The organism is Nocardia sp. CC213A (genome assembly GCF_030766805.1).
GTDB lineage: Bacteria > Actinomycetota > Actinomycetes > Mycobacteriales > Mycobacteriaceae > Nocardia > Nocardia otitidiscaviarum.
In genome coordinates this window covers 330,155-343,122 of sequence record NZ_JASFXA010000004.1, presented here as the reverse complement: position 1 = coordinate 343,122, position 12,968 = coordinate 330,155, and the positions used below count along the sequence as shown (strand labels likewise).

The window sequence follows — 12,968 nt, the reverse complement described above, 5'->3', positions numbered from 1 at the left end:
CAATCGCGTTTCCTAGTTATTTCGTCGGCGGTGCAAAAGAGCCCTGCTACTCGAGACCTTAATGCGCGCAGAGTGCACGGGAGCTAAGCCGTGACCTAGGCCTGCGACATGATGAGGTTTCCCTGTAAATCTAGCCCTCGCATTACGTATTGCAAGTGTCAGGCGTCTGAATCTGTGATGGTTCGGCGAAATCCAAAGGGCGCATCGGGCCGAATGCCTCGAACGTCATGCCATTATCCCCCTCTTTAGATGGAGCAAGTCCACGTCGCGATTTGGCGGCAGTGTATCTCATGTGGTGCCCGTCGATCTGAACAGCAGATGGCTGACTGTTCATGTCAACCTGACCGTTCACGCCAGAGCCATGTGGTGCGGCCTGCTTGTCGTATGGTAGGTATACACACTGGGATACGCGGGAGGGAGTACCAGTATGGGCGGCGATGAGCCCAGCGCGGCAGAACGGACGGTTCTGACGTTCTCCGCGGCCACGTTCAGCGGCTCGATCAAGGTGCGAACCACTGAGCAGGGCCTGCCCGTGGCCATTCGTGTCAATCCTTCCGAATTGCATCGTGATCCATCACAACTCGCGGCCGAGGTCTTGCGGCTGTGTCAGCGCAGCGCGGCTCGCGCGGGTGTCGAGCGCCGCAAGCAGTTGGAGGAGGCGGGCGTGAGCGCGGAGACGCTGCAGCGTTCCGGACTCCCCACCGAGGCCGACGTCGCACGTCTGGAACTGGTCGAGGAGCAGGAGTACGAGACCGAGCCGCAGAGCTGGCTCGGGACCGTGTAGGGGAGGGGTACGTGGTCGGGTCGTGGGATGAGCTGGAGACGCGCGTTCGCCAGCAGATGTATCGGTTCCAGGAGTTCGGGGACGAGCTCGCCGCCGTACGCGGGCGAGAGACGTCCGAGAACGGCGCGGTGACCGTCGAGGTCGACGGCAATGGCGCACTGCGGGATCTGGAGTTTTCCGGCGAGATTGCGCGGATGTCGCCCGACGAGTTCGAGCGCGCTGTTGTCGACACCGCGAATGCGGCGGCGCGGAACGCGTTCACGAAGCGGGCAGAGCTTATGACTCGCTTCAACGAGGAGTTCGCTGGTTAGCCGCCAGGTTAAGCGGACCTTTTGAAATTGTTAACCAACTGGCGCAACCATTTTCGTGCCAGTACTCTTCACCCAAGATCGATCGTCAGGGAGGGAACACAATGGGCGACCTGGTGAAGGCCGAGTTCGCGGAGATCACAGCTTTCGGTAGCACCGAGGCCGCGACGGCGGCGCAGGTCGCCGGTGCTGCCGCAGCCGATTCGGCGGCGGCACTGGCATCGGCGGTACCGGTGTTCGGGCTGATCGGTCAGGACTTCCTCATCGCCTTCGCGCAGGCGCAGGCCAACTATCTGCTGTCGACGGCCGAGATCGCCGCCGTGCACGGACAGACCGCGGCCGCCGCGTACTCGGGCGTCGCGCTGTACGAGAGCACCGAACTCGCGTCGGCGATCAGCTTCGCAGTCAACTCGCTGTGAGTGACGCCACGCTGAACCCGACGGTGCTGGACGTACTGCGTACCAGCCCCGTGGGTTCGATGCTGGATCGTCCGGTCGCCGATGTGCTGCGCGATCTGGGTATTCCCCAGCTGCCGCAGCTTCCACAATTGCCTGCCATGCCGGAGATCACCCTGCCGTCCATTGATCCGACGGTGCTGATCCAACCTGTGGTGGAGCTGCTGTCGGGATTCGGCAGCGGCAGTCTGGGCGGCGGCGGATTCGATCCCACCGATCTATTCTCGCTGGTCACGAATGCGCTGGGCAGCGCGAACGATACGACCATGCAGGCGCTGAACCAGGTCTCGGCCGGGTGGCAGAGCGAGGCGGCGGTCAAGGCCAAGCAGAAGAGCCTGAGCGTCGTCGACGATACCGGGCGGGTGCAGGCACAGGGCTTTCAGCAGAAGGCGATCCTGCTCGACGCCGAGCGGGTCGTCGCCCAGGGATACGCGGAACTCAGCGGTGTCATCGCGAAATTCGTCGCCGAGGTGATCGCCGGTGCGCCGTTCTTCGTGACACCGCCGGGTTTCCCGGTGCTGCTCGGCCTGGCGTCCCAGGTCGTCGGCGAGGCGACCATCATCGCCGCCAAGACCCGTGGCGAGCTGAGTGTCAAGACCGCTCAGATCGTCGGTGCGGGAATGAAGATTCCGGTCACCGGCGCGCCCACCGTCGCCGATGCGGTGCAATTGGCGAACATGGTCGCGCAGTCGGTGCAGCCGCTGGCGCAGCCCGCCGCGCAACTCGCGACCAAGGTCGCCGAGAAGGGCGGCGAGGTGGTCAGCAGCGGTGCGCAGGTGATCAGCAAGGCGACCGATACCGGTCAGCAGCTGCTCAGCGGGCTGACGCCGACGACCACGCCGACCAACCCGTCCAAGACCACCGACAGTCCCACCACGGATGGGCTGGGCGATGACCCGAGCGGCAAGATCGACGGCGACGATTCGACTCCCGGCGGCTCCATCATCGGTGGCGGCGGCGTGCCCATGAGCCCGACCTCGCCCAGCAATACCCCGTTGACCAGGACATCGTTCGGGGAGCCGACCGGATCCGGCGCTCCGGCTCGCACCTCCACGGGCACCACGACACAGACCGGCCGCATGTCGACCTCGCCGATGATGTCCGGCATGGGCGGCGGCGCGGGTGCGGCGAATCGTGCCGGTGCCGCCGACGAGACCGCTTCGAACGACCGCTCCAACCTCGTCACCGGCGTGAACGGCGACGAAGTGGTCGGCGTCGTCGAAGGCGTGTCCACCCCCGTGATCGGTGGCGTGGCCCCGATCGAAGAGCCGCCGGACAAAGCGCTAACCCTCTGAAACGCCAAGGGCAACAGGAGAAACCACCATGGCTACCACCGAATTCGCCGGCCTTCGTTTCGATCCCGAATCAGCTCTGCTCGCCGCCGCCCAGCTCGACGCCCTCGCGGACCGCCTCGCCGGGGGTGTGCGGGACGAACAGCCCAAGCTCACTCTGGTTTCCGCCGGTTCCGACGAGGTCTCGGTGCGTGCGACGCAGACCCTCAACGCGGTCGCCGCGTCGTTCCAGCAGAGCGCCGACAACGGCGTGAGCGAGCTGCGCCGGCTCGCCACCGCGCTGCGCGCGCAGACCACCAACTTCGGACAGGTCGAGAGCCAGAGCGCGCTCGGCTTCGCGGTCTGATCGGAACCGCCGCCGATGCTGGAACCACAGAACCCCGGCTTCACCGGGACGGTTTGGGAAGCCAGGCCGCCGGAGCAGCTGGCCCGAGACCTGGTGACGGGTGCGGGCGCGGTGCCCGCGGCCGAGGCCGGGCTCGCGTGGGCGCGGTTGGGCGCGAGCTTCGCGGCGGCGGCCGTCGAGTACGACCGGATCCTCACGACGCTCGGCACGGCGTGGGAATCCAGTAACAGCGGACCCGCCATCGAGCGGTTCCGCATGTTGCGAGACTGGCTGACATCCTCTGCGGCGGCCGCCGCCGGCAATGCCACGCAGGCCGAAGCACATGCTGTCGCTTACGAGATCGCGCGCCTGGCCATGCCCGACGCGCAGGAGACGGAAGCGCTGCGCGACCTGCAGAAGCTGATGGAACAGGTCGGCACCGCAATGGGAGCGCCGATGCTCGCCAAGATCTCACAGGTCGAAGGCGATGCTGACGCGGCGAAAGCCGTTGCGGCGCGGGTCATGCGCACCTACGAGGCCGCGACCGAGACGTTGGCGACCCCGTGGGAGCACGAGGCTCCGCCTGTCGTTGTGCCCGAGGTGGCCGCCAGCGGTGCGGAACCCGGAGCGACGGACCCGAGCCAGTCGACTGCGCTGTCGCCCGGCGCTGTCCCGGGGTATCCCATCGCTCCGATCAGCATCGCACCCGTGAAGACCGACTACCGCGGTCGAACCACCACCCCGGTCACAGTCACACAGTCCGAGCGGACGCAGGTACAGCCGGTCTCGACGATCCAGCACAGCACGGCCATGCCGCTGGCTCCGGCCGCGATGGCGGCGGGTGCCGGGCAGTCCGAAGAGGGACACACCACACGTTCGGATCTAGCGGGCATGCCGGCCGGCGACACCGACCTCGGTCTGAACGCCGGGGTACAGGTCGCCCCGGCGGTGCTCGGCGGCCTGGACCCGAATACGCAGCGGGCGGTTCCGGATATCGCGTTCAACGCGGGCAGCGCGGGCGCGGAGAGCGCCAAGCCCACCGAGTCGGGCAGAAGTGAGGAGGCGTCGTCATGACGACTCTCACCAATGACGGCGTGATCGCGCTCGCCGGGCACCTCGGTGTGCAAACCCTGCCGCTCGTACTTTCGGTTGGGCCGCAACAGGAATCACATCGTGACTGGGCTCTCGCGCAGGAGCGGGCCCGCGCGGAACTGATCTCCGGTCGGGTGATCGACGGTCGCGGCGATGTCGAACCCGACACGGCCGAAGCCATGTTCGTACTCGCCCAACCCGAACGAGAGTTGGCCGTGCGGGTCTTCTCCGAGGACGGGCAGACACGAGTGTGCGCGGCGCGGCGCGGAGACAGCCAGGCGGTGGCGGTGCGACGAGGTGACAACCTCGAAATCCGCACGCTGTGGTCCGATGGCTCGGCCGAGTCGCTGGCACGCCCGATCATCGACGCGCTCGGTGGATGTCCGCCCGCGGAAGTAGCAAACTTCAGCGCGCCCTCCACAGAACTACTCGAACGCTTCGATGCCGCAACGACATCGGAGGACTACGCGGGTGCTGTGTACAGCTACGGCCTCGAGGAGGCCGAAGCCAGCGCCTATGGTCTCGCACTCGCATCCTGCAAGGCTTACGCCGAGGTGGTGGCCTATGCCTACGCCGACGGCGTGACGGACCGAGTACCCGGAGCCGTGGTGGTGTATGACACTGCCCAGGGCCGCATCGTGGCCGCACCCGGTACTGCATTGGACCAGCAACTCTGGTCCACGTTGACACCGGGCACCGATCATCGGGTCGCACAGGCGATTTCGGGATTGGTCGACCGGCTGCCCGGGGGAAGGTGGCTGTCGTAACTCATATATGAGCCGGATAGTTGATCTTCGCCGATATCAGGGTGGTGCATTGATGGGCACTCCCGTGGTCGGACTCGAGAACGAAAAGTAGGGAGAGGAAAATGGCAAAGGTAAATCTCGACGCGCAGGCCGCCGCACAGGCTGTCAACGAATTCTTGGATGCCGTGTCGGCGATCAAGTCGACGCTTTCCAAGGTGGGCGAGGACACCGAGTGGGTCATCACGAACGGGTTCAAGGGGACTGCGTCCAAGGCGATGCACGACTCCTCTATTGCATGGAACGAAGAGGCGACGCGGCTTAACAACAAGCTCGACGCCATGACCGAGCAGGTCCAAGAAGGCAATCAGACCTTGGAGAATGTCAACGCCGACAACGCCGCGGCGCTGACCAACCTGGTCTAGAGATCGCCAGCCTGACCGTAATCTGAAGAGGAGGATAGCTATGGACAACATGCAGTATGACCCGGTGGTGATGAACGAGTTCATCGATAAGCTCGAGGTGCATTACAAGAACCTCGATGGTCAAATCGATACACTGAACGCCACCGCGCGGAACCTTATCAACGTGGCATGGGAAGACAGTGAAGCCGCCACCGCGTTCCAAGGTGCGCACACGAAGTGGGTCACGGAGTTTGGTGACACCAACGTCAAGCTGGATGCACTGCGTACCGCTGTGAGCCAGGCTCTCGGCAACGCTATTTCGGCCGACAACAAGATCGCTGGCGCATTCGGCGCCTTCTGATCCAACACACAGCAGCCGCGCACCTCTCGATCGGAAGGGGTGCGCGGCTGCCTGTTCCGCTTGCGGAAGATCACCCAGTAGTCTTGTGACCGCAATTCACGGTTCGACGGAGGACAAGTGCCAGCCCAATTGACCACCCGGGCCCAGGTCAACGGGTACCGTTTTCTTCTTCGTCGGCTCGATCATGCCCTGATCCGTCGCGATGTGCGGATGTTGCATGATCCGATGCGGGCGCAGTTCCGTTCCCTGGTGGTCGGTGCAGTGCTGGCATTGTTGGTTGTCGCCGGTGCGGTGATCATGTCGTTCATTCGGCCGCAGGGGTCGATCGGGGACGCGAATATCGTGATGGGCAAGGAAAGTGGCGCGTTGTATGTCGTCGTGCCGGATGAGAACGACGAGAATGCCAAGACTTTGCATCCGGTGCTGAATCTGGCCTCGGCGCGACTGATTATGGGAAGCAACGAGTCTCCCACGTCGGTCAAGGACAACAAGCTCAATTCGCTGCCACGTGGGCCGCTGCTCGGGATACCCGGCGCGCCCGCGGCGCTGCCTGGTTCCGGTCAAGGTGACCGGTCGCAGTGGACGCTGTGCGATACGGTTCAGCTGTCCGCGTCCGGTGGGGCTGCCGCCTCGCAGGGTGCGACGACCACCGCGATCGCCGGGAAGTTGGAGCTCAGCGACCGGATGAACAATGTCGCCGACAATGATGCGCTGCTGGTGCGTTCGGGCGACAAGACGTACCTGATCTACGACGGCAAACGCGCCGAAATCGATACGGCGAATGCGGTTATGCAGCGATCGCTGCGGTTGGCTGATCAACAGCCGCGGCCGATTACCGCGGGCCTGCTCGGTGCGGCGACCGAGGTTCCGTCCTTGACGCCGCCGGTGATCGAGCGCGGCGGTGAGCCCGGACCCGGACGGCTCGCCGATATTCCGATCGGTGGCGTCATCCGGGTGACCGGACTCAGCGATGCCGACGCATCCGACCTGTACGTCGTGCTCCAGGACGGTGTGCAGCGCGTTTCCGAATTCACCGCCCAGGTGATCCGGAATACCGACTCTCGCGGTATGAGCGATATCCCGTCGATACCGCCGGACCTGCTCAGCGGAATCAATACGGTGCACACGCTCCCGGTCGACGACTTCCCCGAGGACACTCCGACCGTGATCGCGGCCGAGGACCATCCGGTGGCCTGCATCACATGGTCGAAGTCGGGTGGCGCCGGGCTGCTGCAAGCCGATGCGACCGAAGGGCCTGCCGACCGCGCGACGGTCACGCTGCTCTCGGGGACGCGGCTGCCGCTCTCGGATTCGGCGAAGCCGGTGGCCCTGGCGACGTCCGATGGCACCGGTGATCGCATCGACAGTGTCTATATCCCGCCGACCACAGGGGAATTCGTGCGGGTCACCGGAGTCGAGCCGGGCAGCCAGCGGCGGGACAGCCTGTTCTACGTCGCGGACAACGGGATCCGCTACGGTGTGCCCGATCTCGATACCGCGTCCGTACTCGGCCTCGGCAATACTCCGAATCTCGCACCGTGGGCCATCATCGGCCAACTCGTGCCCGGACCCACCCTGAGCAAACAGGACGCCCTGGTCAGTCACGATTCCGTGTCGGCAAGCGGCTGACCGCGCAATTCGAAAGTACGTCTGGACAGCGTCCGCGAAGGTAGCGGATCGAAATGGGGGGGATCGTGCGATTCCGGATTCACCGTGCGGCGGCGACCGGTGTCATCGCCGCATTGTCCGGCGTTGTCGCCGGATGCGGGGGCACCGCGGATGCGCCGCCGGGAACGATTTCGACGACCGATTTCGGAACGTACTCCGCGCAACCTCCCGAAGGCGATTTCGACGTCCGCCCGGACCGGGCGCGCGGAATGCTCGTGGAGTCACTGCGATTGGGCGAGCACATCGTGTTCGGCAGTGAGATCGCGCCTGAAGTCGCGGTGCAGCGCTACGCCGCGGTGCCCCTCGGAGAGCGTGGGGCGTGGTCGGGAATCCAGACGCACCAGGTGGTAGCGGCCCAGCCGTTCAATCCGTACGCGGGCTTCACGGCGGAGGCGGCGGACTCGCCCTATCTCGGTGAGCATTCGGAGCAGCCGCTGGTGAGCGTCACCCTCATGGCGTTTCCGGACGAACAGTCGGCCGGCGCGGCCGCAGGAGCCATGGCCGCCGCCGATTTCGGACTGAACGCCTCCAATACCCCGGTGTCCCTGCCCGACTATCCCGCGGCACTGACGCACTGGATTCCCTCATACGCCAATGTCGGCAGTTGGATGGCGGTCGGATCGGTTGTCGTCCATGTCATCGCCCAGCTTCAGGAACCTCGACTCGACCAACTCACCGCTCTGTTGACCAAGACCTATCGCGAACAGGCACGGCGGTTGGAAGGGTACGCGGCCGTAGCACCCGACGGGCTCGAGGCCCTGCCGATGGATCACGACGGACTGCTGACCCGACTGGTCGGCACCGGTGACAATCTCCCGGACGCGCGCGATTTCGCGGTTTACGGTCTGCGCACTTATGCCGTGCTTTCCAGTCAGGATCCCGCCGACCTGGTGCGCGAGTTCGAGCAACGGGGGGTTACGTCGATCGCGGTGTCGGACAACAAGTATCTGTACGCCCTGACAGATCCCGGGGCCGCCGTGAACTTCGCGGGCTACCTGTCGGAGACGCCGACCGTTTCGGAATACGTACGGATGGACGGCGTTTCGGGTACGGACGAGATCAACTGTTTCCAGGCCAGCGTGCCGAATCCGACGGAGGCGCAGGCGCGCCGCTTTCGCTGCGTCATCCCGCATCGAAATGTCGTAGCCGAGGTTTTCAGCGATCGGGAGTCCGATGTCCGGCAGTTGGCAGCCGCCCAATACGCCCTGCTGAAAGACGGCGAATGAGGGCCATCACAAGACGGCCTCGATACCGCGGGGGCACGGAGGTAGACGTATGAAGGGGCTGGGTTCCAACGACCCGCGCCAGCTCGGGCGAAATCGAATCGTGGCCGTGATCGGCCAGGGCGGCATGGGCCGGGTGCTCCTCGGCCAGTCCGTGTCCGGGCGGCTGGTGGCGGTCAAGCAAGTGCACCGTCACCTCTCGAAGAACGCCGAGTTCCGGGAACGGTTTCGTCGGGAGGTGGCGGCGAGCCGGCGGGTGACCGGTGCGTACACCGCCGCTGTGGTGGACAGTGACACCGAATCGGCTACCCCGTGGCTGGCGACCGAATACATCCCCGGTCCGTCCCTGAAGACGGTGATCGAAGCAACCGGCCCGATGTCCCTGGGCGGATTGCGTTTGCTGGCAGCGGGTTTGGCCTCGGCGTTGATCGAGATACACCGGGCGGGGCTGGTGCACCGAGACCTCAAACCCGCGAATGTGCTCTTGGCCGCGGACGGGCCACGCGTGATCGACTTCGGTATCGCCCGAGCGATGGAGGGCGACGCGGAGCTCACCGCGACCGGGTCCGTCATCGGCTCGCCCGCGTACATGTCACCGGAACAGGCACAGGGGCAGCCGTTGACACCCGCCGCCGACGTCTTCTCGGTGGGAGCCATTCTGGTCATGGCCGCCACCGGCGCGGGACCCTTCGCCGGTACCGCGACCCCTCAGGTTCTCTACAACGTCATACACACCCCGCCCGAGACATCTCGGGTGCCCGAGCCGCTGCGCGCCATCGTGGAGCGCTGTCTGTCGAAGGATCCCGGGCAGCGTCCGACACCGGAACAGTTGTTGGAAGCCGCCGGTTCGATCGCGGCCGAGCCCGTGTGGTCCGGGGCGGTCCAGGACGCCATCTCGGAGCACCGTTCCGACTCGGACTGGTGGGTCGAGACCACCGCCAAACATGCTAGATACGAATCCCAGCTGGCCGGTTTGAAGGAGCGGCGGCGGCGCACCGTTCGCTTCGCCGGTGCGGCGCTCGGTGCGCTGCTGCTGTTCATCGCCACCGCCTATGCCGGACATCGGTGGGCCGAGCAGCCGGGGCACGCGGCGCCCGCCAGCGATCTCGCGGTGACGCTCACCGGCGAGCAGTGGCGAAGCATCGACCCCTGCGCGCTGCTGGAGGGCTCGCTGCGGGATGAATTCGGAGCCCGTACGGGTGATCCCTCGACCAACTCCGCAGGCCAATGCCGCGCCGAGTTCACCGACTCCGTCGGAACCGAACGAACCTTCGACGTGTCGATCGGCGTCGGCATCGCGACGAGCCGAAATCGAATGCGGCCCACCGGAGCAGTGGCCGGCTGGATGCCGATCTACGGTCTGCTCGACCAGGGCGCATCGTGTGACCGGTGGGTCATGTCGCAGGGACGGCCGAGTGTCGCGGTCAGATTCACCGCGCGGGAGTCCGGCAGCGGGACCGACGGATGTCCGGCGGCCGAACGCGGAATACAAGCAGTGGTGACCCGGCTGGCGGTCAATCCGCCACGACTTGCCCTGCCCGCGGGGACTATTCGGACACTCGATCCCTGCGATCTGGTCGATCGGCCCAAGGTCACGGAGCTGACCGGGAACTCCGTTCGGCAGCGCAGCGCTCCGACCAATTGCTACTGGTCCGGCGACGACTACTACGTGTCGCTCGAGCTGACCGAGGGCGCCCGGCCCGATCGTTCCAGCGGCAGCCGCAGCACCGAACCGAGGCAGATCGACGGTGAAACGGTCTATGTCGATGACATTCAGGCAGCGCACGGTACCGCGAAATGTGAGCTGACCTATCTGGCTCGCCCCACTCGCGACGATAGGGCCGAGATAGTGAAAATAACCATCGGCAGTTGGCATTCGGCTCCCGATACCTGCGATCGGGCTGCGCGCCTGTTCTCCACGGTGCTTCCCCGGCTGACGACATGAAGATCCAGCCGCTCCAGGCCGATGACCCTCAGCATGTCGGTCGGTATCGGATCCTCGGCGAACTCGGCGCCGGTGGCATGGGCCGGGTGCTGCTCGGCGTCGGCGCCGACGGACGGCTGGTTGCGATCAAGCAGGTACATCCGCATCTGCTCGACGAGGCGGAGTACCGCGCCCGCTTCCGCCGCGAGGTCGCCGCCACCACCAGGGTGTCGGGTGCCTTCACCGCGCCGGTGATCGACTTCGACATCGATTCGGGCATACCGTGGCTGGCCTCGGTATTCGTCATCGGAATGCCCCTGGACAAGGCCGTATCCCAGTACGGGCCGCTGCCCCCGCAGGCGGTACGCAGGCTGACCGTCGGATTGGCGGCGGCATTGCATGCCATCCACCAGGCTGGTCTCGTTCATCGGGATCTCAAGCCCGCGAACGTATTGCTCGCCGACGACGGTCCCCGCGTCATCGATTTCGGCATCGCGTCCATGAGCGAGAATCCGGGTGGACTCACCGAGACCGGTTCGGTGCTCGGTTCTCCCGCGTACATGTCACCGGAACAGACACTGGCACAACGTCTTACACCCGCCAGTGACGTGTTCTCGCTTGGTTCGGTGCTGATGGCGGCGGCGACCGGATCCAGTCCCTTCGAGGCCGCTTCCTTGGCGTACACGCTGTTCAATATCGCCCACACCCAACCCAACCTGGAGGCGCTGCCGTCGGAACTTCGCGATCTCATCGAACCTTGTCTGCGCAAGGACCCGGCCGCACGTCCGACACCGGCACAGATCCTGGACTACCTGGGCCAGCCGGTACAGCACGGGCTGCCGTGGCCGGCACCGGTCCACCACGAAATCGAGCGGCAGCGTACGGAATTGGCCGCCTTGGCGGCCGACCCCGATGCCACCTCCGTATTGCCTGGCGTCCGCCGGGTGCGCGACCGCCGCGAGCAGCCATACCCGACGCGTAGGCGGAGGGGACGCGTCGGGGCGGCAATCGCCGTCGCGGTGGTGCTGGCCGTCGCGATGGGGGTAACCGCCACCGTGGCATGGGTGCGGGCGAGTGACGCCGCACCACGGCTGGCGGCCAGAGAGTTGACGTTGCCCCAGGTACGCGAGGCGGATACCTGCTCGTGGTTGAAAGAGGCGTTGGGAGCGTCGGTTCCAGCCGGTCTCGCCCAGAACGTGCCCGCTGAGGTTTCCGCCTGGCAACTGGTCCCCTTCTCCCAATGGGGCTGTCATTCGGCGGTTCGTCTGGGCGACCGCCAGCTGATCTTCAATGCAGGGGACGTAGTGCACCGCTCGGAGAGGACTGACGTCGAGGTCCCCGCGGGTTCCTTCGCGGCAGGCCAGCCGATCGTGGGCGATTCCGACGGGTACGGCTGCGAACGCTCGGTCAGAGTCTCCGACGGCACGACATGGGGTTTGACCGTGAGTGGCGGCACCGACTCCTGCGACCTGCTCGAGCACATCCTGCTGCGGGTACTGGCGGTCGAGGAGGTTCCACGTCTGGCAAATATCGCGGGTTCGCTGGCATCGGTCGATCCGTGCGGCCTCGCCGATCCGGCCTCCCTGCTCCCGCTCATCGGTCCGGTCCCCGATACCCCGTCCGTGGCCTCGGCACGTTCCTGCGAATGGCAAGGCTCGGAATCCGTCGTGATCACGACCAGCCGCAGCGCTGACCTGGATGACGCCCCGGTGATCGAGCTCGGGGACGGGCGGCAGCTGCTCGCGCCGACCTCGACCGTGGATGCGATATGCGACCGCACGTACGTATTCCGACAGGATGGCGCGGACTCCGAGGTCGTGAACGTAAGGGTGCACGGTGGTGCGGGCATGAACGAACAGATCTGCGCCACAGCGGAATCCGTGGCTCGAACGGCTATCGACAGACTGCCGCGGCAACCTGGATGATGCCGGAAGCTGCCCCGCGCGGGGTGGCGGGCCACAGAAGGGACCGGATGAGCAAGGATTGGTTGCTTGCCCTCATCCCGCTCGGACTGGGATCGGTGTTCTTCGCCGTCGGCGCCAACTTCGTGCTGCGCACCCGCGCATTGCGCCGGAACGGGGCCAAGGCGTATGGGGAAGTGGTGCGGTTGGCGACGAGTTCGGGGAACAATGGCACGCTCTACCATCCGGTGGTTCGGTGGGTGGCGGCCGATGGGCGGGTTGTGGAGCGTGCGGCGTCGATCGGCAAGACGTGGATCGTCAATTTCCGGCCCGGTCGGCAGGTGCTGGTGCACTATGATCCGGCCGATCCCGACCGGATGGCCATCGAGGGCTACAGCAGCGGTTCGGGGTGGCTGTTCTGCCTGCTCGGCGCGCTGCTGATCATCGGGACCGCTGTGGTTTTCGTCGTATTCGGGCTCTGATCGGAC

14 protein-coding genes are annotated in these 12,968 nt (G+C 65.7%); all 14 read left to right on the top strand.

The window, feature by feature from the left end; translation table 11 throughout:
• Positions 1 to 427 precede the first annotated feature (427 nt).
• The 14 genes from QJS31_RS10050 to QJS31_RS09985 all read left to right on the top strand — a co-directional run bounded on the left by QJS31_RS10050 (position 428) and on the right by QJS31_RS09985 (position 12,962).
• Positions 428 to 784, top strand: a complete 357-nt coding sequence (locus QJS31_RS10050) for a hypothetical protein (RefSeq protein ID WP_282776041.1) — start codon at positions 428 to 430, stop codon at positions 782 to 784.
• Positions 785 to 795: 11 nt separating this feature from the next.
• Positions 796 to 1,095, top strand: a complete 300-nt coding sequence (locus QJS31_RS10045; protein WP_195119904.1) for a YbaB/EbfC family nucleoid-associated protein — start codon at positions 796 to 798, stop codon at positions 1,093 to 1,095.
• A gap of 101 nt (positions 1,096 to 1,196) precedes the next feature.
• Positions 1,197 to 1,511, top strand: a complete 315-nt coding sequence (locus tag QJS31_RS10040) for a hypothetical protein (RefSeq protein WP_029923695.1) — start codon at positions 1,197 to 1,199, stop codon at positions 1,509 to 1,511.
• A complete protein-coding gene (locus tag QJS31_RS10035; RefSeq protein ID WP_282776046.1) occupies positions 1,508 to 2,842 on the top strand; it encodes a hypothetical protein in 1,335 nt (444 codons plus the stop codon). Before QJS31_RS10040 ends, QJS31_RS10035 begins: the two co-directional genes overlap by 4 nt.
• Before the next feature lie 28 nt (positions 2,843 to 2,870).
• On the top strand, positions 2,871 to 3,185 hold the full coding sequence (locus QJS31_RS10030) for a PE family protein (protein ID WP_029923697.1): 315 nt from the start codon (positions 2,871 to 2,873) through the stop codon (positions 3,183 to 3,185).
• 15 nt (positions 3,186 to 3,200) lie between these two features.
• Positions 3,201 to 4,238, top strand: a complete 1,038-nt coding sequence (locus QJS31_RS10025; protein WP_306356503.1) for a PPE domain-containing protein — start codon at positions 3,201 to 3,203, stop codon at positions 4,236 to 4,238.
• Positions 4,235 to 5,023 carry an ESX secretion-associated protein EspG gene (locus QJS31_RS10020; protein ID WP_306356502.1) on the top strand — a complete coding sequence of 263 codons (789 nt, stop codon included), beginning with the start codon at positions 4,235 to 4,237 and terminating at the stop codon, positions 5,021 to 5,023. The genes QJS31_RS10025 and QJS31_RS10020 overlap by 4 nt, the downstream gene beginning before the upstream one ends.
• A gap of 101 nt (positions 5,024 to 5,124) precedes the next feature.
• Positions 5,125 to 5,424 (top strand): WXG100 family type VII secretion target, encoded by a 300-nt coding sequence (locus tag QJS31_RS10015; protein WP_195145130.1) that lies wholly within the window; start codon positions 5,125 to 5,127, stop codon positions 5,422 to 5,424.
• A 40-nt stretch (positions 5,425 to 5,464) separates the two neighbouring features.
• Positions 5,465 to 5,764 carry a WXG100 family type VII secretion target gene (locus QJS31_RS10010; RefSeq protein ID WP_306356501.1) on the top strand — a complete coding sequence of 100 codons (300 nt, stop codon included), beginning with the start codon at positions 5,465 to 5,467 and terminating at the stop codon, positions 5,762 to 5,764.
• Positions 5,765 to 5,881: 117 nt separating this feature from the next.
• Positions 5,882 to 7,393 (top strand): type VII secretion protein EccB, encoded by a 1,512-nt coding sequence (gene eccB / locus QJS31_RS10005; RefSeq protein ID WP_306356500.1) that lies wholly within the window; start codon positions 5,882 to 5,884, stop codon positions 7,391 to 7,393.
• 53 nt (positions 7,394 to 7,446) lie between these two features.
• Positions 7,447 to 8,658 carry a hypothetical protein gene (locus QJS31_RS10000; protein ID WP_306356499.1) on the top strand — a complete coding sequence of 404 codons (1,212 nt, stop codon included), beginning with the start codon at positions 7,447 to 7,449 and terminating at the stop codon, positions 8,656 to 8,658.
• Between the two features lie 49 nt (positions 8,659 to 8,707).
• Positions 8,708 to 10,600: a serine/threonine-protein kinase gene (locus tag QJS31_RS09995; RefSeq protein WP_282776056.1), complete on the top strand. Its 1,893-nt coding sequence runs from the start codon at positions 8,708 to 8,710 to the stop codon at positions 10,598 to 10,600.
• Positions 10,597 to 12,504 carry a serine/threonine-protein kinase gene (locus QJS31_RS09990; protein WP_306356498.1) on the top strand — a complete coding sequence of 636 codons (1,908 nt, stop codon included), beginning with the start codon at positions 10,597 to 10,599 and terminating at the stop codon, positions 12,502 to 12,504. The genes QJS31_RS09995 and QJS31_RS09990 overlap by 4 nt, the downstream gene beginning before the upstream one ends.
• A 47-nt stretch (positions 12,505 to 12,551) precedes the next feature.
• Positions 12,552 to 12,962, top strand: coding sequence for a DUF3592 domain-containing protein (locus QJS31_RS09985; protein WP_306356497.1), 411 nt, complete (start codon positions 12,552 to 12,554; stop codon positions 12,960 to 12,962).
• The last annotated feature ends 6 nt before the right edge of the window (positions 12,963 to 12,968 follow it).

What these genes read in the sequence shown, in the direction of transcription:
- QJS31_RS10020 (WP_306356502.1), top strand. Translation starts at nt 4,235, where the DNA reads ATGACGACTCTCACCAATGACGGCGTGATCGCGCTCGCCGGGCACCTC.
- QJS31_RS10000 (WP_306356499.1), top strand. Translation starts at nt 7,447, where the DNA reads ATGGGGGGGATCGTGCGATTCCGGATTCACCGTGCGGCGGCGACCGGT.
- QJS31_RS10050 (WP_282776041.1), top strand. Translation starts at nt 428, where the DNA reads ATGGGCGGCGATGAGCCCAGCGCGGCAGAACGGACGGTTCTGACGTTC.
- QJS31_RS10040 (WP_029923695.1), top strand. Translation starts at nt 1,197, where the DNA reads ATGGGCGACCTGGTGAAGGCCGAGTTCGCGGAGATCACAGCTTTCGGT.
- QJS31_RS09990 (WP_306356498.1), top strand. Translation starts at nt 10,597, where the DNA reads ATGAAGATCCAGCCGCTCCAGGCCGATGACCCTCAGCATGTCGGTCGG.
- QJS31_RS10015 (WP_195145130.1), top strand. Translation starts at nt 5,125, where the DNA reads ATGGCAAAGGTAAATCTCGACGCGCAGGCCGCCGCACAGGCTGTCAAC.
- QJS31_RS10030 (WP_029923697.1), top strand. Translation starts at nt 2,871, where the DNA reads ATGGCTACCACCGAATTCGCCGGCCTTCGTTTCGATCCCGAATCAGCT.
- QJS31_RS10010 (WP_306356501.1), top strand. Translation starts at nt 5,465, where the DNA reads ATGGACAACATGCAGTATGACCCGGTGGTGATGAACGAGTTCATCGAT.
- QJS31_RS09985 (WP_306356497.1), top strand. Translation starts at nt 12,552, where the DNA reads ATGAGCAAGGATTGGTTGCTTGCCCTCATCCCGCTCGGACTGGGATCG.
- QJS31_RS09995 (WP_282776056.1), top strand. Translation starts at nt 8,708, where the DNA reads ATGAAGGGGCTGGGTTCCAACGACCCGCGCCAGCTCGGGCGAAATCGA.
- QJS31_RS10025 (WP_306356503.1), top strand. Translation starts at nt 3,201, where the DNA reads ATGCTGGAACCACAGAACCCCGGCTTCACCGGGACGGTTTGGGAAGCC.